This window comes from uncultured Tateyamaria sp. (assembly GCF_947503415.1).
Classification (GTDB): Bacteria; Pseudomonadota; Alphaproteobacteria; order Rhodobacterales; family Rhodobacteraceae; genus Tateyamaria.
On sequence record NZ_CANNDS010000007.1, the window covers coordinates 1 to 19,623 of the forward strand.

The window sequence follows — 19,623 nt, forward strand, 5'->3', positions numbered from 1 at the left end:
ATCCACGGCGATATGGATCACGGTCACTGACATCTGGATTTCGAATTGGCTTTGCCAATCCGACCAACGCGGGGGCCAGCCCCCGCACCCCCGTGGTATTTTCAGTCAGAAGAAGCCAAAAGCCCCTGTTTGGGTCTATTCTGCGTTAAACACAAACAACGTCTCACCGTCGATTGTGTAGCCATCAATCAATGCCTGTGCCTGATCGGATGTCAGCCAGGCTTCCAGCTTTGCGGCAAGATCTGATTTGACGTGGCTGTGCCGTGCAGGGTTAACGGGCAGATAGGCATATTGATTGAACAGAACCGGATCACCGGCAAAGAGCAGCGCCAAGTCACCCTTGTTACCAAAGTTCAGCCAACTCGCGCGGTCGGCCAACACGTAAGCATTGAGACCGGACGCAGTGTTCAGTGCGGCCCCCATCCCTGCGCCAACGGCATTGTACCATGTCCCGAATGTATCCACGGTGATCTCGGCCTCAGACCAGAGACTGAGTTCCTTTTTGTGCGTCCCACTGTCGTCGCCGCGGCTTACGAAGGGTGCTTCGGATGTTGCAATGTTCTGTAGGGCTGTGGTCGCCGTCTCTGCAGTGCCAATCCGCGCCGGGTCGTTTGCGGGGCCGATGAAGACGAAATCGTTGTACATGATCTCGCGCCGGTGCGTGCCGTAACCTTCGGATACAAATGCCTCTTCTGCCGCGCGGGAGTGCACGAGGATCGCGTCGACGTCCCCTGCCAGTCCGAGCTTGAGCGCCTGCCCGGTGCCGACCACAAGCAACTGAACTTCAAGGTCCAGATCCTTTTCGATCTCGGGCAGCAATACGTCCGCCAGTCCTGAATTGTGAAAGGATGTGGTCACAGCCATCCGCATCTGGTCTGCTGCATGTGCGGCACCGCCTGCGACAAAAGCCAAAAGTGTGAGCGTAAGAGCCTGTTTCATTCCACAATATCTCCTTTCAGAAAGGCCCGCGCTTCGGGCGTCTGAGGCGCATCAAAGAAGGATTTGGCTGGCCCGGTTTCGTGAACCATCCCCCCAAGAATAAAGACTACATCATCTGCAATGCGCCGGGCTTGACCCATGTCATGTGTCGACAGGATCAACCGCGTGCCATCGGCCTTGGCCTGCAACAGGATGGCCTCGATCTCGCGCATGGCCCGGCCATCAAGCGACGCGGTGGGCTCGTCCAGAAACACAAGCGCCGGTTCCGTGATCAAGGCCCGCGCAATGGCCAGTTTCTGCTGTTCCCCTCCGGACAGAACCATCGCGCGGCGCGTCAGGTGGGGCTGCAATCCGACACGTTCCGCCCACTTGTGCGCCGCTGATTTTGCTGCCTTCCGCGCCACGCCGCGCAACCGCAACGGATAGGTCAGGTTCTCCTCCACTGTGCGCCGCAGAACAACGGGCCGTTGGAAAACAAAGGCCTGATGATGGCGCGCCTCATCCGTATCACAGGCCCATTTCACCGACCCTCCGGTAAGCCTTGCAGTGCCGTGCATCAGGCGCAGAAGTGTGGTCTTACCGGCCCCGTTCGGCCCCATCACAACGCACAACCCCTGTCCATCAAGATGCAGGTCAACGGGCCCGACCAGACGCTTGCCGCGCCGGGACGTTTCGGCCCGCGTGAGCGTCAGCGGGAACAATTCCATCACCATCGGCTGTCCCTTTCGGTCTGACCGATCCAATGGATCAGAAGGTTCACGCCAAGCGCCAGCGCGATGAGGATGAAGCCGAGGGCGAGGGCCAAGGCGAACTCGCCTTTGCCGGTTTCGAGTGCAATGGCTGTGGTCAGCACGCGCGTGGCATTGTCGATATTGCCGCCAACAATCATGATCGCGCCAACCTCTCCGATCCCGCGACCAAAACCCGCCAGAGCAGCCGTCAGAAGCGCCCGGCGCGCATCCCACAGGAGCGTGCGCATCTTTTGCATCTGCGTCACATTCATTGAGATCAGAAGGTCGTGGTATTCCGCCCAAAGCTCGCGCAGCGACTGGTGCGCGATGGAGGCGATGAGGGGCACGATGATGATCACCTGCGCGATGATCATGGCCGTGGGTGTGAACAGCAGACCCAAAGCGCCGAAGGGGCCGGAGCGCGACAGGAAGATGTACACAATGAGGCCGACGACGACCGGCGGCAAACCCATCAAAGCATTCAACATGGCAATGGTCGCACGACGCCAGCGGAAACGGCGGACAGCCAGAAGGGCTGCGAGGGGCAGGGCGATCAGACAGGCAATGATCAACGCCGTGAGGGTGACGCGGAGCGAGCGCAGCGCGATCTCTGCCAGTTCGGCATCGAACGTGACAACCAGCCAAAAGGCGTGGCGCAGACCCTCCCACAGATCGACGATGGCCGATCCTCCCGTTATTTGTTTTTCCTGAAATTGGACGGTTTTGCGGGGGGATACCAGCCCTGTTGTGACTTGGTGCCAGTCTGTCTCTGACGATGCGCCGTGCGGATGTTTATCGGGTCAGGTTGTCCGTTGAGAAAAAATTGCCCGCGGGCAATTTCCGCGGGCAGGAACGGAATTGCCCATGGGCAATTATGCGAAATCAAGTGTCGAATTCGGCTTTCAGATAGGCATCAAACGCGCCTGCAAGCTGCGCTTTGGTCATGCCTGCTTCGAACTCGATCTGCACTTTCCGGCCCTTCTGGACAACGGCGATCCCCTTGTCATGAATGCTGCGACGAAAGATCTGGCCTTCGGGTTGAGCCTTGGGCTGCACGGGTTTGCCCGCCCGCGTCAACCGTCGCATCACGGTCGCTGCATCGACAAAAGACCCACGCCCCGCCTTGGCCCGCGCCTGCTCTCGACAGATTGCATTGGCTTCTTCCAGCACGGCCCGGGATGTGTCGGCTTGCGACAAAAGCGGCTTCAACTCACGCGCGTTGCGCTCACGGATTTCGCGGATGTTGGGAAAGGCTTCGACAATCGCTTGCGGCAGTTTCGCCAGTTGCAAGTAACGCGACAGCCACGGCTGGCTGACCTCCAAACGCTCTGCCATCGCCTTTTGTTTGCCGCCATAGTAGCGCGCGACCGCATCCGCATAATCCAAAGCGCGCTCATAATCCGAGATATCCTCGCGGTCCCGGTTCTCGATATCCGCAAGCCTGAACGCTTCCTCGTCCGACATCTGCCGCGCTTCGACCAGGTATTTGAACTGGGTGTAGTTGTTGGCTCGCAGCCACGATACGGCGAAATGACGACGGGCGCCGCAGATCACTTCGAAGTCATAATCTTCGTCATCGACGGGCCGCACAATGGCCGGAAATTCCTGCTGCCCCTGACTGCGAATCCCATCGATCAGGTCGCGGCAATTGTCTTCGGTCAGCAGCGCATAGTCACGATTGTGCCGCTCCCACATGCGGCAGCGGGCGGGGTCGATCCAGCGCAGGGTCTTTTCTTCGACTTCTCCGGCCAAACGGTCACTTATTGCGGTGGTCCGTTTCAAAAACCGGGCACCGGCGCGGTCGGAGGCATCGGGTGCGGCCTCCAGATCGCTCAGAACATCGTCAAATATCGCGTCGTGTTTGCGGGTCATAGCAGTCCCTCCTTGCGTAAGCGCGCGTGATGGCTTGGCCATGTCTTGCGGATCAGCACTTCGATCTCGCGATTCACGGCATCCAGATAGGCGCGGCAGCGTTTGTGCGTCTCGGTCCGGGTGGCCGGGCCAGTCAGCTCGTACACGGTGGATAGGTTCGCCGCGGCATTGTCGATCTCGGCGCTGTCCTTGAGCACCGATTGCAACATGTCGAGGGGAAAGACCGCGTCCATCATTCGTTTGATCGCCATATGCGCCGATTTCGAGTCGTTCATTTTGGTGGCGAGGATCTTAACGAAAGCATAATCGCGCGTACCCCCGTGGCGGGCGAGCTCATTGAGCGTGGCACCCAGCATCTTCAAAAAGTGCGCAGTAGAGCCGAAATCAATGTTGTTGGGCGGGGCAGGGATCACCAACGCGTCCGCCGCGCGCAGCACCGAAAGGGACAACATCCCAAGGGCAGGGGGCGGGTCGAGCAGGATGACGTCGAAGCGGTCTTTTATGGTCTCCAACCCGATGCGAAGTCGATCGAGGACGAACACCTGTTCGCGCGCCATGCGGGCGGCAAATTCGTATTCGGCGTCATAGAGACCGAGGTTCGCGGGGATCAGCGCGATATTGGGCCAGTAGGTGGCGCGCAGGGCGTAGCTGAGGTCCTGTGGCCCGCCGTGACGGAAGAAGGGGTAAAGCGTATCTTCCTCCTCGTCGACATCCACGTCTGGGTTCAGGCCAAAGACGGACGTGGTGCTGGCCTGGCTGTCGCAATCCACGACGCAGACGCGGTAGCCTTGCAGGGCGAGATGTTGGGCAAAGTGGCAGACCATTGTGGATTTGCCGACGCCGCCTTTGAAGTTCTGGATGGCCAGAACCATCGCCGGATCGCTGTCGGCGCGGTGGGGCAGGGTGCCGAACACCTGCCGCATCCGGTTGACGTCTGCCAGTGAATAGCCAGTGCGTCGCCCTGTGTTAGGGTCTTTTTCCGGCATCGGCAGCCGCCCGTCCGCTTCGGCATCGCGGATCAGTTTGTCACTGCGGCCCACCATATCGGCGGCGCGCTTCACGTTAAAGCGCAGGTCGAGCGTCTTCTGAGCCCCGGGTGCATAGAGCCTGTCGCGCAGCCGGTCGATCACGGTCGAGGCGCGGGTGGCAAGCTTGTCCAGCTCCTCAAGGGAGACGGGGGGAAGGGCGGACTGCTCCATCATGGACCTCTTATGGGGGCTTTGCGCCGAATCATGACGGGTGCAGGCGTCCGCCTCAAGTGTAAACTTTCGAGGGGAGACACGAAAAAAGCGGAAATTTGAGGGTGTGTCGTCAATTGGCGGAAATTGGGTCGCCATTGCTGCCTGTCTGGAAGTCTAGCGCAGTTTGCATGCGACAGAACCCGTTTTGTATGGGCTGGGGTCAGTCGAGTGGTCGATTGCCATTAACACCTTAAAAAATCCAAACAAAAACACCCTCCTATTCCTATTTCATAGTGTTCTTTGTTCCCATGCGGCAAAGCACTGAATTTCATAGAGAAAGAGGTGGTTTGGCTTACATCTTGGGGCTGCTTCGCTTACGTCTCGGGACCGCTACGCCTACGTCCAGGGGCGGCTAAACTTACGTATCGGGTGGGCTTCAATCCTTACGTTTTGGGTGAGTCTCTGTCTCGACTCAGCCCTTTGATTTTTGGGTGTTATTCGAATCACTTGGACGACGCCCTGATTCCCTCCCGTTCCTTTAACCTTACAAATTGGGTGCCTCCGTTTTAGTAGACGCACAGGTCCCGCGCCGTTATTCTTACGTCACATTGCCCGTCAGAGGTAAGAGAAGAGCAGCATGGCAGATCGCCCAACCCAATCCTACCGGACCATTGACGCCCGGCCAAATGCGCAAAGCCTGGTGAAGCCGGGCGAGTTGGTGGATCTGGTCGAGGTTACACCGCTGACGCTGGCGGACCGGCGTATCTACAACCAATTACTGGAGAATGCGTGGGACGCGATTGAGAAGCCGGTCACGCATGTGATTTCCAAATCCGATTTGCGCGGGTCGCATAATTCCAATGACAGGGTGGGCGAGTCCGTTGAGCGGCTGATGTCGGCCATCGTCAAGGTGAAGGTCACGCATGAGGGTGAGGATGCCATCGAACGCGTGCAGCTTCTGGGCGGTAACATAGAGACGACGCGGCGAGACGGGGTGCTGGAATACGAGATCCCGCAGCGGCTGCGCAAGATCATCAAGGATTCGACCGTGTTTGCACGCCTGCAACGTGAGGTGATGTTTGCGCTGAGTTCAAAATATGCGCTGACCCTCTACGAGATGATTCAGAAGCGGGGGAACCTGCGCTATCGGTCGTCCGAAAAGTTTGCGCTGGACGATCTGCGCGGTGTGCTGGGGGTGCCCAAGGGCAAGCTGACATCTTGGTCGAACCTGAAGCTGCGGGCGATTGAACCGGCGGTGGCCGAGGTGAACATGCTGTCGGATTATGTGGTCGAGATCGAGCCGGTGAAGACGGGCCGCCGGGTGACGCATATCGAGTTGAAATGGTGGCGCAAGGACGGGGCAGGGACGGCGGAGACGGAGCGGGAGTTGTCATTCTCGAAGGTCGGGCGCAAGGCGCGGATGACGAACACCACCGAAGACCTCAAACCCCGGCCGGCGTGGTTGGAGGCCAGCGGCCCTGCGCTGCGTACCGAAACCTACGAGACCGCGCGGCTGCGTCATCCGGGCTATGACATTTACCACGTCGAAAAAGAGTGGCGCGCCTGGGCCGCGGGGAAAGAACCGCCGCGGGATGCGGACCGTGCTTATCTCGCTTTCTTTCGCAGCTTTGCGGAAAACAACCCGCTGCGCTAGCGTGGTCCCATGAACTCCGTCCGTTTCCGTCTGTTGATCCTGGCCCTTGCGCCGATGGTCGTGCTGATGCCGCTGCTGCTGTTTCTGGGCATGACGCGGTGGACGGCCGATTATGACGAGGTTCTGATTGCGAATGTGGAAAGCGATCTGCGGATCGCGGAGCAATACCTCTCGCGCCTGATGGTCGAAACGGGGGATGATTTGCAGGCCGTGGCCGGGTCGGTCGAATTTGCGCAGACGGCGCCTGCCGGGTTCGACGCGTTCTTTGAAGACAAGCGCGCCGCCCTCGAATTGGACTTCATGTACTACGTGCCGCGCGGTGCTGTAACGGACACGTGGCCTGTGATTCAGAGTGCAGCGGCGGGGCAGGGGAGGACGGAGATCGATATCTTCTCGGGCGACGCGCTTGCGGCGATATCGCCTGACCTTGCTGTGCGGGCGCTTCTGCCGCTGATCGAAACCGAAGCGGCGGTGCCCACGGATCGAGAGGTCGAGGATCGCGGCATGGTCATTCATTCGGCGATCCCCGTGACTTTGCCGGGCCGCGATGGGGTGCTGGTCGGGGGCATTCTGCTGAACCGCAATCTGGGCTTCATCGATACGATCAACGCGCTGGTCTATCAGGAGGGGGCTGCCGGCGGGTCACGGCAGGGGACGGCAACGCTTTTTCTGGAAGATGTGCGGGTGTCCACCAATGTGCGCCTGTTCGAAGATGTGCGCGCCCTTGGCACCCGTGTGTCGGCGGCGGTGCGCGGCAAGGTGCTGGGTGAGGGTCGGACGTGGCTCGACCGGGCCTTTGTGGTGAACGATTGGTACATCTCGGGTTATCTGCCGCTGACCGACAGCTTTGGGAAGTATGTCGGCATGCTTTATGTCGGCTTTCTGGAAGGGCCGTTTACGGTTGCCAAGCGCAACGCGTTCCTTGCCATCCTTGGGGCATTCCTTGCTGTGCTGCTGCTGTCTGCGCCGGTGTTCCTGCTTGTGGCCAAGGGCATCTTTTCCCCGCTTGAGCGGATGACCCACACCATGTTTCTGGTGCAGCGCGGCAATCTGTCGGCGCGCAACGGGGCCGAGGGGGGCACCGGTGAGATTGGCGAAGTGGCAGGGCACCTCGATGATCTGCTGGATCAGGTGCAGGAGCGGGATGAGGAACTGAATGTGCGCGTGGCGCAGCGCACCGCGGAACTGCAGCAGGCAAACGAAAAGCTGGAAGAGACGTTTCGGCAATTGGTGATGAGCGAAAAGCTCGCCTCTATCGGCGAAATTACGGCGGGTGTTGCGCATGAGATCAACAACCCTGTCGCCGTCATTCAGGGCAATATGGACGTGATCCGCGAGAGCCTTGGGGATCAGGGGGACGCGATCCAAACCGAGTTGGGACTGGTGGACCGCCAGATCGGGCGCATCCAGACCATCGTGGGCAAGCTCTTGCAGTTTGCCCGGCCCGGCGAATTTGCAGATCTCGAACGGACGGTGCCGCTGGGTCCGGTGATCACGGATTGTCTGGTGCTGGTGAACCATGTGGTGGCGCAGTCGGATATTCAGGTTGAAACGGAACTGGAGGCGCTGAACGAAGTGCGCATTGACCCCGGCGAGTTGCAGCAGGTGCTGATCAACCTGATCCTGAATGCGGTGCAGGCGATGGGACCGCGCGGCGTGCTGAAGCTGAAGACAGAAGATCTGGAGCGGGACGGGGTGCCGGGCGTGTGCGTCACCGTGCTGGACACAGGTCCGGGGATCGCACCGGATCGGATCGACGATGTATTTGCGCCGTTCTACACCACCAAACAGGCCGAGGGGACCGGGCTGGGCCTGTCGATCTCGCAAACCTTGATCCAGGGGGCAGGGGGGTTGATCCGCGCACGCAACCGCGCCGCAGATGGCGCGTGTTTCGAGATCTGGCTGCCCGCCGCCGAGCAGGAAGACCCGCCAGTATCGCGCACCGCCTGACCCGCGACTCAGCCACCAATTTCATCCGTGATTCTGGGTAGACGCCCAATACGTCACCGTTGGTTGACAATTTGTCACACGGGGCACCCCGCACGTGTTGTCCGCTAACAGTATGCAAACGGATACCGTTCTACCGTGAATGGAAAATGCTACGGTGCAGAAAAACATGGGAAAAATGAGACGAAAATAAAGTGATTTACAAAAATGCCCCAACGGAAGAACAAAAATTTACAAAAAAATCGAGCAAGACCAGCATCCAAAGCGTAATTTTACAAAACCGTGTATGGTCCTCCTCAACAGGCGAGTGATGCACGCCCCGGGTCAGCAAGCCGATGCAGAGCGGCACAGGACCCATACCGGAGGAGACACATGAATATTCAAAAGACGCCGAATTCGGCCACGTTCCCACCATCCGAAGAGACCAAAGCCCGCGCCCATCTGGACGCCGACGGCTATGCCAAGATGTATGCCGCGTCCGTGGCCGACCCCGAAGCGTTCTGGGGTGAACAGGGCAAGCGGCTGGACTGGATCAAGCCTTATACATCGGTCAAGAACACTTCGTTTGAACCGGGCAATATCGACATTCGCTGGTATGAAGATGGCACGCTGAACGTGGCGGCCAACTGCATCGACCGGCATCTTGAGACGCGCGGCGACCAGACGGCGATCATCTGGGAACCTGATGATACGTCCACGGATGCCCCCAAACACATTACGTATCGCGACCTCCATAGCTCTGTTTGCAAAATGGCAAACATCCTCGAAGAGTTGGGGGTTCGCAAAGGCGACCGGGTCGTCATTTACCTCCCCATGATCCCGGAAGCCGCTTATGCGATGCTGGCCTGTGCCCGCATCGGCGCCATCCATTCCATCGTCTTTGCCGGGTTCTCGCCCGATGCACTGGGCGCGCGGGTCAATGGGTGTGACGCCAAGGTGGTGATCACCGCCGACCACGCCCCTCGGGGCGGCCGTGCGACGCCGTTGAAGTCGAACACGGACGCGGCCCTGCTGCACTGCAAGGACAGCGTGAAATGTCTGGTGGTCAAGCGGACCGGAGGCCAGACAACCTGGACCGACCGCGACTATGACTACAACGAGATGGCGCTGGAAGCGTCGGACTATTCCGCGCCCGCAGAGATGAGCGCCGAAGATCCGCTGTTCATCCTTTATACTTCGGGCTCCACTGGTCAGCCCAAAGGTGTTGTGCACACGTCGGGTGGTTATCTGACCTACGCGGCGATGACCCATCAGTATGTATTCGACTATCACGAAGGTGATGTGTTCTGGTGTACGGCGGACGTCGGCTGGGTCACGGGCCACAGCTATATCGTCTATGGTCCGCTCGCCAATGGGGCGACGACCATCATGTTCGAAGGTGTGCCAACCTTCCCCGATGCGGGTCGCTTCTGGGACGTGTGCGAGCGCCACAAGGTCACGCAGTTCTACACCGCGCCCACGGCCATCCGCGCCTTGATGGGGGCCGGGAACGAGTGGGTCGAAAAGTACGACCTGTCGTCGCTGCGCCTGCTGGGCTCGGTGGGTGAGCCGATCAACCCGGAAGCGTGGACCTGGTATCACGAGGTTGTTGGCAAGGGGAATTGCCCCATCGTAGACACGTTCTGGCAGACCGAGACCGGCGGTCACATGCTGACCCCGCTGCCCGGTGCCACGGATCTGAAACCGGGATCGGCCCAACAGCCATTCTTTGGTGTGCAGCCTGTCGTTCTGGACCCACAAAGCGGGGTGGAGATTGAGGGCAATAGTGTCGAGGGTGTCTTGTGCATCGCGGACAGCTGGCCCGGTCAGATGCGCACCGTATGGGGCGACCATGAGCGGTTCGAGAAAACCTATTTCGGGGATTACAAAGGCTACTATTTCTCGGGCGATGGCTGCCGCCGCGATGACGATGGCGATTACTGGATCACGGGCCGCGTCGATGACGTGATCAACGTGTCAGGCCATCGGATGGGTACAGCCGAAGTGGAAAGCGCGCTGGTCGCCCATGCCAAGGTCGCGGAAAGCGCCGTCGTTGGATACCCGCACGAGGTGAAAGGGCAGGGCATCTATGCCTATGTCACTTTGATGAACGGCGAAGAGCCCAGCGATGAGCTGCGCAAAGAGCTGGAAGTGTGGGTCCGGACCGAGATTGGCCCGATTGCCAAGCCCGACCTGATCCAATGGGCCCCCGGCCTGCCTAAAACCCGTTCGGGCAAGATCATGCGCCGCATCCTTCGCAAAATTGCAGAAGACGATTTTGGCGCGCTGGGTGACACTTCGACCTTGGCCGATCCGTCCGTTGTGGACGACCTGATCGAGAACCGCATGAACCGGAGTGATGACTGATGGATGGAACACAAGTGACTGCCACAGCGCCCGTCTTTATCCTGCTTGGCCCTCCGGGGGCAGGCAAGGGCACACAGGCGCGGATGCTGGAAGAGGAACATGGGTTCATCCAGCTGTCCACCGGTGATCTGTTGCGCGCAGCGGTTGCCGCCGGAACAGAGGCCGGCAAAGCGGCCCAGGCCGTGATGGAAGCGGGCGGGCTGGTGAGTGATGACATTGTCATCGCCATCCTCAAGGACCGTCTGGCCGATGATGATTGTGCCCATGGTGTGATTCTGGACGGCTTTCCGCGGACGACAGGTCAGGCCGAAGCACTGGATGATCTGCTGGCAAGCAGTGGGCAGCACATCAATGCCGCCATCAGCCTTGAGGTGGATGACGCCGCGATGGTCGCCCGCATCTCTGGCCGTTTCACCTGTGGCGGGTGTGGCGAGGGGTATCACGATGTGCACAAACCCACCGCCGTTCTGGGCACCTGTGACAAGTGCGGCAGCAGCCATATGAAGCGCCGCGCCGATGACAATGCCGAAACGGTGGGCCAACGCCTGACCGAATATCACAAACAAACGGCACCGCTGATTGCCTACTACGATGGCAAGGGCGTGCTGCAATCTCTGGATGCGATGGGGTCGATCAATGTGATCGCCTCAGAGCTTTCGGGGATGGTGAAGGGTGCGACGGCCTGAGCGCCAGACGCCTTTAACAGACCCTGTGAAACGCGACTGTGTGTGTGGTCGCGCTCGTGCCGCGCGGCTTGCGTGGCACGGGATGGTCCCGGTGTGTCCGGGGCCGCGTAAAACCCCACCTTCGGGGCCTTGATCTGCGTCAACGCAAACGACCGCAAGGCCCCCCAGAGTGGGTGAAATTTACCAAAGGCCGGGGCCTTCACCCCGGCACCAAAACCCCCCGGGACCCCGCGCGGCCCCGCACTGAAACCAAAGGAGGAGCCGTAATGTCGGAGGATACGACAAACATCGCTCAAGTGTCCGAACAGGACAAAGGGTATTGGGCTGCCAATGTCCGCATGATCTTAATTTCGCTGGTGATCTGGGCCGTTGTGTCCTTTGGCTTTGGCATCATCCTGCGCCCGGCATTGAGCGGCATTGCCGTGGGCGGCACTGACCTGGGCTTCTGGTTTGCCCAGCAGGGATCGATCCTGGTCTTTCTGGCGCTGATCTTTTTCTACGCCTGGCGGATGAACAAGCTCGATAAGCAATTCGGCGTGGAAGAGGAATAGGAACGATGGACCAGTTTACCCTTAACCTGCTGTTTGTGGGCGCGTCCTTTGCGCTCTATATCGGCATCGCTGTCTGGGCCCGTGCGGGTTCGACAAGCGAGTTCTACGCCGCCGGTCGCGGCGTGCACCCTGTCACCAACGGGATGGCCACGGCAGCCGACTGGATGTCGGCGGCCTCGTTCATTTCGATGGCGGGTCTGATCGCCTTCACCGGCTACGACAACTCGTCCTTCCTGATGGGGTGGACAGGTGGCTATGTGCTGCTCGCGCTGCTGCTTGCCCCTTACCTGCGCAAGTTCGGCAAGTTCACAGTGTCTGAGTTCATCGGCGACCGCTTCTACTCCAAGACCGCGCGCCTTGTGGCTGTGATCTGTCTGCTGACGGCCTCCATCACTTACGTGATCGGTCAGATGCAGGGTGTTGGCATCGCCTTTGGTCGCTTTCTTGAGATCGACACGACATGGGGTCTGCTGATCGGGTCCTGCGTGGTGTTTGCCTATGCCGTGTTCGGGGGCATGAAGGGTGTGACCTATACCCAAGTGGCGCAGTACTGCGTTCTGATCACCGCCTACACGATCCCGGCGGTCTTCATCTCGTTGCAGCTGACGGGCAATCCGATCCCCGCACTTGGTCTGTTTGGGTCTGTTGAAAGTGGTGAGCCGCTTCTGGCCAAGCTCGACCAGATCGTCACTGACTTGGGCTTTGCCGAGTATACGGCAGCACATGGGTCGACCATCAACATGGTGCTCTTCACTCTGTCCCTGATGATCGGGACGGCGGGTCTGCCCCACGTCATCATGCGTTTCTTCACCGTGCCCCGCGTGTCTGATGCGCGCTGGTCCGCGGGTTGGACGTTGGTGTTCATTGCGCTGCTCTATCTGACCGCCCCTGCGGTGGGTGCCATGGCGCGCCTGAACATCTCTGAGCTGATGTGGCCCAATGGGACGGAAGCCGCTGCTGTTACTGTCGAGGCGATCGAAAACGATCCCGAATACGGCTGGATGGCGACGTGGCAGAAGACCGGTCTTCTGGATTGGGAAGACAAGAACGGCGACGGCCAGATCCAGTACTACAACGACGCGAATGCCGAGTTGCAGGAAAAAGCCGCGGCGAATGGCTGGGAAGGCAACGAGTTGACCAAGTTCAACCGTGACATCCTTGTGCTGGCGAACCCCGAGATCGCGTCCCTTCCGGGCTGGGTGATCGGCCTTGTGGCGGCGGGTGGCCTAGCGGCGGCTCTGTCCACGGCGGCGGGTCTGCTTCTGGCGATTTCGTCGGCGGTGTCCCACGACTTGCTGAAGGGTCAGCTGACCCCGAACATGTCCGAGAAATCCGAGCTGATGGCAGCCCGAATTTCGATGGCAGCAGCGATTGTGGTGGCTGTGATCCTGGGTCTGAACCCACCGGGCTTTGCGGCCCAGACGGTGGCGTTGGCCTTTGGTCTGGCGGCGGCTTCGATCTTCCCTGCGCTGATGATGGGCATCTTCTCGACCCGCATCAACAACGTGGGCGCTGTGGCGGGCATGCTGGCCGGTCTGGTCGTGACCTTGCTGTATATCTTCCTGCACAAGGGCTGGTTCTTTATCCCTGACACCAACCTGTTCACGGATGCAGACCCCTTGCTTGGGCCAATCAAGTCGACATCGTTCGGTGCGATCGGGGCCATGGTCAACTTCGGCACAGCCTATGTGGTGTCGGGCATGACCAAGGAAACCCCGCAAGAGATCAAGGACCTTGTGGAAAGCGTGCGCATCCCCCGTGGGGCGGGTGCCGCAGCGGCAGACCACTGATCTGTCCCTGAAAGACCGGTCTGCCCGCCTTGTGTGGGCAGACCATTTCTTTGTCTCTGAGGTTTCCGATGTCACCCACTGATCTGACCGTTTTGCCAGTGGGCCAGTTGATGACACGCGACCCTGTGACATGTTCGCCTGATACGCCCATTCAAAGCGCGGCTGAGCTGATGGCGGACCACCAGATTTCATCCATTTGTGTGGTTGATCCAGACGGCTTTCGCGGCCTCGTCACGGTGCGCGACATGAATGCCAAGGTGATCGCGCATGGCGTTGATCCGGCTGGGCCGGTGTCTGCCGTCATGACCGTTGATCGGACAACTTTGCCGCCGTCCGCCTTGGGTCTGGATGTGCTGCACATGATGATGGAACGTCGCATCGGCCATGTGCCGATTGTGGATGCAGGCCGATTGGTGGGCATCGTGACCCAGACCGATCTGACCCGGTTTCAGGCCCTGTCCTCGGCCGATCTGGTGCGCCGTGTGGTGGAGGCCAGCGACGTGCCAGCCATGGCGCGCGTGACGGCAGAGATACCGACGCTGTTGGCGCAATTGGTTGGAACGGGCACGCGGCACGAGGTGATCACACGGCTTATCACCGATATCGCCGACACCGTTACCCGCTGTTTGTTGAAGCGGGCGGAAGACGAGCTGGGCGCGCCGCCCGTGCCGTACCTCTGGTTGGCCTGCGGGTCGCAGGGGCGGCAGGAACAGACCGGTGTTTCGGATCAGGACAATTGCCTGATCCTGTCCGATGATGTGACGGATGCCGACATGCCGTACTTCGCCAAGCTGGCGCAGATCGTGAGCGATGGTCTGCATGCGTGCGGCTATGTTTATTGCCCCGGTGACATGATGGCGACAAACACCCGGTGGTGTCAGCCGCTGCGCGTGTGGCGCGGCTATTTCGACGGCTGGATTGCGAAGCCCAGCCCAGAGGCGCAGATGCTTGCGTCGGTCATGTTTGATCTGCGACCCATCGGCGGGGACGAGGACCTATTTGCCGATCTGCAGGCCGATACGCTGGCCAAGGCCGCCCGTAATTCGATCTTTGTGGCGCATATGACGGCCAATTCACTGAAGCACGCGCCGCCCCTTGGAGTGTTCAACCGCCTGCCGCGCGGACCGCTGGACATGAAGCACAACGGCGTTGTGCCTGTGGTCGATCTGGGGCGGTTATATGCGTTGCAGGGGCAGGTGTTGCCGGTCAACACGCGCGCCCGCATCGAAGCAGCGATTGCGACGGGGGCCTTGTCCAAGACGGGCGGGGCCGACCTGTTGGACGCTTATGACCTGATCGCAACCACACGGTTGCGGCACCAGGCCCGCCAGATACGGGTGGGGCAGGGGCCGGACAATGATTTGTTGCCTGCGACGCTTTCTGGGTTTGAGCGCAGCCATTTGCGCGATGCGTTTGTTGTCGTCAAAACCATGCAATCGGCCATAGGCTCGGGCAAGGGAGCATTGGGATAGGCCATGTTTGTTGAATTGATCGCGACCATCTTTGCCGGGATCGGCTGTGCTGGCATCGTCATGGTGTTGAACATGCTGACGGGCAAACGCTTGCCCAAGTGGCTGATGCCTGTTGCGGCAGGGGCGGGGATGATCGGCATGACCATCTCGAACGAATACACGTGGTTCGGGCGCACCGCCGAACGGCTGCCCGAGGGCGTTGTGATTGCGATGACCGTGGACGAGCAAAGCTGGCTGCGCCCGTGGACCCAGTTGCGTCCCTATACCAAGCGGTTTGTGGCGGTGGATGTCGCGACGCTGCGCCGGAACGACGCGCAGCCAGATCAGCGTTTGGTGGACCTGTATTTCTTCGGACGGTGGGCACCCGTGAACCAGTTGCCCATGCTGATGGACTGCGCCGGAGCGCGCTCTGCCGTACTGGTCGACGGGGCAGAGTTCGCCGCCGACGGCTCCATCAGCGATGCCGATTGGCAAAATGTGCCCAATGACGACCCCATTCTGACCATGGTGTGCGAGACCTGACATGTTGACCCATCTGCCCCTGCGCCTGCGCATTTTCCTGTTCTTCTGCCTTGTGGCGGCAGCTGGGGCGGCGCTGGCGGCGGGGGCGCTGTGGTTCGGGTGGTCGCGGGCAGAGACGGCATTGCCCGGCGGGCCTTTCATCACCGCTTTTGTCATGTTTGCGTTCCTCAATACAGGGCTGGCGCTGGTGGTCTGGCTGCTGTTTGACGAGAACGTTGCCAAGCCCATCAACGCCCTTGCTGCCGATCTGCGTTTGCGCGCGCATTCGGGCGTGGAAGCGGAATTGAACACCAATACCGCGCGCTATCTGGGCGACCTCGCCCACGCGGCACAGGCGGTGTCTACGACCCTCAGTTCTGGTGTTGTCGACGCAGCATCGGAGGTGGCCCGCAAGACGGCGCAGCTGCAATCCGAGGCGGAACGGCTGACCGCTCTTTTGACCGAGATTCCGGTGGCCACGATCATGGTGAACGATCACTTGTGCATTGTACTGTATGACGGGCAGGCGGCGCAGGTGTTGTCGGGGATTGCGCCGCCGAGGCTGAAAGCGCCGTTGATCGACTACTTCTATGCCGCTGATCTGGGCCGAGCAAAGTCAGAACTGAACAGGACTGGGGCCGAGGTGGCCTTTGAATTGCGCGACAAGAAAGCGGAGCAGGTATTTTCCGCCCGCCTCAAGCCCTTGGAAGATGCAGGCTTCATGCTGCTGATCGACATACCCGACGTTGATTTGATGCCCCATGAGCCGCGCCCGCTTGTCTACGATTTTGATTTGCTGAATGCAGGCGTAGTGACTGACCTGCATGCGACGCCACTGTCCGAACTGTGCTTCGTCGCGTTTGATTCCGAAACGACGGGCCTGTCGACCCAGACGGATGACGTTGTGCAATTGGGTGCGGTGCGGGTCCTGAACGGGCGTATCGTTGAGGGTGAAGTGATCAACACCTTTGTCGATCCGGGTCGCCCAATCCCTCCGGCGTCAACTGCGGTGCACCAAGTCAGTGACGACAACGTGAAAGGGGCCCCCGATTTTGGGACTGTTGCACAGGACCTGCATGGCTTTTGTCGTGACGCTGTTTTGGTGGCGCACAATGCACCCTTCGACATCGCCTTTCTGCGCCGGGTTGAAGGGCAAAACGATATCTCCTGGGATCATCCGGTTTTGGACACGGTCCTGTTGTCGGCCATCGTGTTCGGCACCACCGAGGAACACACGTTGGATGCGCTCTGTGATCGGTTGAGCATCACGATCCCACCCGCGTTGCGGCACACCGCGCTTGGTGATGCGCAGGTGACGGCACAGGCGCTTGTCAAACTGATCCCTCTGCTTGAGGGAAAAGGGCTGGGAACGCTTTCAGATGCGATTGCCGAGAGCAAAAAGCATGGCCGGCTGCTGCAAGACCTGAATTGACGCGCCTCTTGCGCCTTGTGGGTTCATCTCCATATACTACTGAGTAGCAATTGGAGTCGGTCATGTCTGTCAAAGCCTCTATTTCCATCACTGATCGGCAAGATGAGTTTGCCCGCCAACTGGTGGCAGACGGGCAGTATTCGAGCATCAGTGCCGTGGTGCAGCGCGGACTTGAGCTGGTTCGGTCCGAGGAGGAGCGGGAGGCGGCAGAGTTGGCCGCGTTGCAAGCGTTCTTTACCGAGCGCGCAAATGGACGCTTTGTTGCTGCGGATGAAGGTCGCCGCCGGACCGAAGACATGATTGCGGCCAAAGCGCGTGCCCAAGGGATATAATGTCTTCCGCAGCAGTGCTTGCGATGCGGATATCGAGGCGATTTTCGACCATCTGTTCCAATCCTATTGCGATCTTGGCGATCCCGTCGAGGATGCGCTGAACCGCGCTGCAGTACGGGTGCGAGGGATCGAGGATAGTTTGGCCGGTCTCGGAGAGGTTCCATTCCAAGGCACGCTTATGCCGCACATTTTGGACGGATTGCGCCACGTGACAAAGGACAATGCGGTTTTCTATTTCATAGCGGACGAGGCGCGGGCGGAACTGCGGGTTCTCGCCGTGTTTTTCCGCGGGCAGGATCACAAACGGCATATCCTGCGCCGGATTCTGGGTCGATGAGGAATGTACTTGTAATCTGTCTTATGTGAAAAATATTACTTTCGATAGCTGGCGAGACATTGGGACCTTCTGCACACGCTTCGTCACGCCCGCAAGGACAGGTAACGACGGATCGGCGCAACAGCGACCGACCAGTCGTTGGGAATACCTTTGCTCATTGAGCGCGGGCGTCCGGTTCATGTGCTTTGCGCATATCCTCACATGATGAAGTCTGCGGCCTCCATGTCCTGAAAGATGTCGTATCCGCCGCTGGTGTCGATTTCGGGGTGTTCGACTTGCCCTTGCAAGGCATTGCGTGATGCATCGGGCATCACACACGCCTCCGCCCAGTCAAGAAAGAAGCCGTCTTGCAAGGCGGTTTCCCCGGCCTCTACCGTCAACTTGGCGCTATTGAGGTTCCCTGCATTGCCGACGTATTGATTTCTCTGATTGGAGAACTCCAAATCGACATCTTCCTGGAAGAACCTGATGCGATACCCGTCCTGTGCCAGCACATCCTGGAAGTCATAGTTTCCGTCGGCATCGGTGCGCGTCACAGCAACCTTTTCCCCATCGCGCCTTAGCTGCACGCGATGATCGGACACGGCGCGATCACCCTCGTCGAATTTGTTGTTGCCATTCGTATCTATGAAAAAGCGCCCCTCAACCGTGCCGGTCTGGTCGGGGTCAGGACCCAACTCAAACGCACCCAGATCGGGGGCCGACCCGTTGAAGGATGTGCCCGCAGGCACACCGGCATCCACCAGATCACTGTCTTCGGCAAGGCGCAGGAAATCGGGGCTTGTCGGGTCGAGGCTCACAAAATCATCGGCGGTCACATCGACATCTGATGACCAGCTGTTGGCGGTGTCGACGACAGAGTCCCCGATCAACTGATTCACACCATTGTCGAAGCTCAGGTTGTTGCGCAGCTCATGCGTGCCGCTGGCAAAGTTGAAACCTGCATAGCCATTGTCATAGGCGGTGTTGTTGTAGACCTCAAAGCTGCCCGCGCTGTTGTTGTAGTCGAACCCGCGGGTGGTATTGCCCCAGGCAATGTTGTTGTGCAGCACGTGCTGTGTCTCTGTGACCGAGGATGCGTCGCCCCCGGACAGTTTAAACCCGTTTCCATTTCCTTCAAACAGCGGCCCGTGATCCCACCGGTCCACGCCATGGCCGAAGGCTTCGGAATTGCGAATGGTGACTGATCCGTCAAAATCCCACATGTCGATCCCGTCGTCGGAATTGTTGTACATGCGCACACCATCGACCACATTGCCTTCGCCGGACCCAAACTTGATCCCGATGCCGTCTGCGTCCTGACCGTTGTTGGCTGCATCGAAATTGTGGTGGAATTCGCCGCCCAGGATCAGGTTGTTCGAGTTGTCGCCGTAGAGCTGAAGCCCTGTGTTGTCGTTGTGGTGGATATTGAGGTCCTTGAACACGCTGCCCTCAACCGAGAACGCCAGATATCCGTTCCGAGGGCCGCCGGTGATTTCCAACCCTTCGACATGCCAGTAGTCGCCGGTCTGTGTGATCAGGATGCTGTTGGAATTGCGGTCGTCGTACTTGGTCCACGCGCTGCCATCCAGAATGGGCACCTCGTCCTCATAGGCCATCAGCCAGATCGGCGCATCCGCCGTCCCGCTTTTGCTGAGGGTTGTTGTCGTGTCCAGAGGCAGGTCGTAGGTGCCGCCTCGAAGATAGATCGTGTCGCCGGGGTTCACGAGCTCATGCGCGGCGGCAATGGTGGACAGCGGTTGATCCAGAGAGGTTCCGCTGTTCGTATCGGTTCCAGTCGGAGACACATAGTAGACTGCCATGTTCGGGTTCCTTGCATCGATGTGTTGGCTTTTGGGGTGGTCGTGCACCG

General features: G+C 59.6%; 17 protein-coding genes. 11 read left to right on the forward strand and 6 right to left on the reverse strand.

What is annotated here, in order from left to right; translation table 11 throughout:
- Positions 1–135: 135 nt before the first annotated feature.
- The 5 genes from Q1A32_RS22780 to Q1A32_RS22800 all read right to left on the reverse strand — a co-directional run bounded on the left by Q1A32_RS22780 (position 136) and on the right by Q1A32_RS22800 (position 4,744).
- Positions 136–939, reverse strand: coding sequence for a substrate-binding domain-containing protein (locus Q1A32_RS22780; protein ID WP_299658071.1), 804 nt, complete (start codon positions 937–939; stop codon positions 136–138).
- Positions 936–1,646 carry an ATP-binding cassette domain-containing protein gene (locus Q1A32_RS22785; RefSeq protein WP_299658181.1) on the reverse strand — a complete coding sequence of 237 codons (711 nt, stop codon included), beginning with the start codon at positions 1,644–1,646 and terminating at the stop codon, positions 936–938. The genes Q1A32_RS22780 and Q1A32_RS22785 overlap by 4 nt, the downstream gene beginning before the upstream one ends.
- Positions 1,646–2,350 carry an ABC transporter permease gene (locus Q1A32_RS22790; protein ID WP_299658183.1) on the reverse strand — a complete coding sequence of 235 codons (705 nt, stop codon included), beginning with the start codon at positions 2,348–2,350 and terminating at the stop codon, positions 1,646–1,648. Before Q1A32_RS22790 ends, Q1A32_RS22785 begins: the two co-directional genes overlap by 1 nt.
- Positions 2,351–2,552: 202 nt before the next feature.
- Entirely contained in the window at positions 2,553–3,542 is a 990-nt protein-coding gene (locus Q1A32_RS22795) for a ParB/RepB/Spo0J family partition protein (RefSeq protein ID WP_299658073.1), read from the reverse strand.
- Positions 3,539–4,744, reverse strand: coding sequence for an AAA family ATPase (locus Q1A32_RS22800; RefSeq protein ID WP_299658075.1), 1,206 nt, complete (start codon positions 4,742–4,744; stop codon positions 3,539–3,541). The genes Q1A32_RS22795 and Q1A32_RS22800 overlap by 4 nt, the downstream gene beginning before the upstream one ends.
- A 616-nt stretch (positions 4,745–5,360) precedes the next feature.
- On the opposite strand from Q1A32_RS22800, the gene Q1A32_RS22805 reads away from it, so the two are divergent.
- The 11 genes from Q1A32_RS22805 to Q1A32_RS22855 all read left to right on the forward strand — a co-directional run bounded on the left by Q1A32_RS22805 (position 5,361) and on the right by Q1A32_RS22855 (position 17,771).
- Entirely contained in the window at positions 5,361–6,377 is a 1,017-nt protein-coding gene (locus tag Q1A32_RS22805) for a replication initiation protein (RefSeq protein WP_299658077.1), read from the forward strand.
- 9 nt (positions 6,378–6,386) lie between these two features.
- Positions 6,387–8,327 carry a cache domain-containing protein gene (locus Q1A32_RS22810; RefSeq protein ID WP_299658079.1) on the forward strand — a complete coding sequence of 647 codons (1,941 nt, stop codon included), beginning with the start codon at positions 6,387–6,389 and terminating at the stop codon, positions 8,325–8,327.
- Between the two features lie 369 nt (positions 8,328–8,696).
- Positions 8,697–10,670 (forward strand): acetate--CoA ligase, encoded by a 1,974-nt coding sequence (gene acs, locus Q1A32_RS22815; RefSeq protein WP_299658080.1) that lies wholly within the window; start codon positions 8,697–8,699, stop codon positions 10,668–10,670.
- A complete protein-coding gene (locus Q1A32_RS22820; protein ID WP_299658081.1) occupies positions 10,670–11,356 on the forward strand; it encodes an adenylate kinase in 687 nt (228 codons plus the stop codon). Before acs ends, Q1A32_RS22820 begins: the two co-directional genes overlap by 1 nt.
- 266 nt (positions 11,357–11,622) lie before the next feature.
- Complete coding sequence (locus Q1A32_RS22825) at positions 11,623–11,907, forward strand: DUF4212 domain-containing protein (RefSeq protein ID WP_299616103.1); 285 nt, start codon at positions 11,623–11,625, stop codon at positions 11,905–11,907.
- A gap of 5 nt (positions 11,908–11,912) precedes the next feature.
- The gene (locus Q1A32_RS22830; protein ID WP_299658083.1) at positions 11,913–13,697 is read left to right on the forward strand and encodes a sodium:solute symporter family protein; all 1,785 of its coding nucleotides are present in this window, start codon (positions 11,913–11,915) and stop codon (positions 13,695–13,697) included.
- 68 nt (positions 13,698–13,765) lie between these two features.
- Positions 13,766–15,169, forward strand: coding sequence for a DUF294 nucleotidyltransferase-like domain-containing protein (locus Q1A32_RS22835; RefSeq protein ID WP_299658085.1), 1,404 nt, complete (start codon positions 13,766–13,768; stop codon positions 15,167–15,169).
- 3 nt (positions 15,170–15,172) lie between these two features.
- The gene (locus tag Q1A32_RS22840; RefSeq protein ID WP_299658087.1) at positions 15,173–15,691 is read left to right on the forward strand and encodes a hypothetical protein; all 519 of its coding nucleotides are present in this window, start codon (positions 15,173–15,175) and stop codon (positions 15,689–15,691) included.
- Position 15,692: 1 nt separating this feature from the next.
- Positions 15,693–17,102, forward strand: coding sequence for a PolC-type DNA polymerase III (locus Q1A32_RS22845; protein WP_299658089.1), 1,410 nt, complete (start codon positions 15,693–15,695; stop codon positions 17,100–17,102).
- A gap of 62 nt (positions 17,103–17,164) precedes the next feature.
- A complete protein-coding gene (locus tag Q1A32_RS22850; RefSeq protein WP_299616113.1) occupies positions 17,165–17,434 on the forward strand; it encodes a type II toxin-antitoxin system ParD family antitoxin in 270 nt (89 codons plus the stop codon).
- Positions 17,418–17,771 (forward strand): type II toxin-antitoxin system RelE/ParE family toxin, encoded by a 354-nt coding sequence (locus Q1A32_RS22855; protein WP_299658091.1) that lies wholly within the window; start codon positions 17,418–17,420, stop codon positions 17,769–17,771. Before Q1A32_RS22850 ends, Q1A32_RS22855 begins: the two co-directional genes overlap by 17 nt.
- 197 nt (positions 17,772–17,968) lie before the next feature.
- On the opposite strand, the gene Q1A32_RS22860 is transcribed toward Q1A32_RS22855, so the two are convergent.
- Positions 17,969–19,573, reverse strand: coding sequence for a right-handed parallel beta-helix repeat-containing protein (locus tag Q1A32_RS22860; protein WP_299658093.1), 1,605 nt, complete (start codon positions 19,571–19,573; stop codon positions 17,969–17,971).
- Positions 19,574–19,623 lie beyond the last annotated feature (50 nt).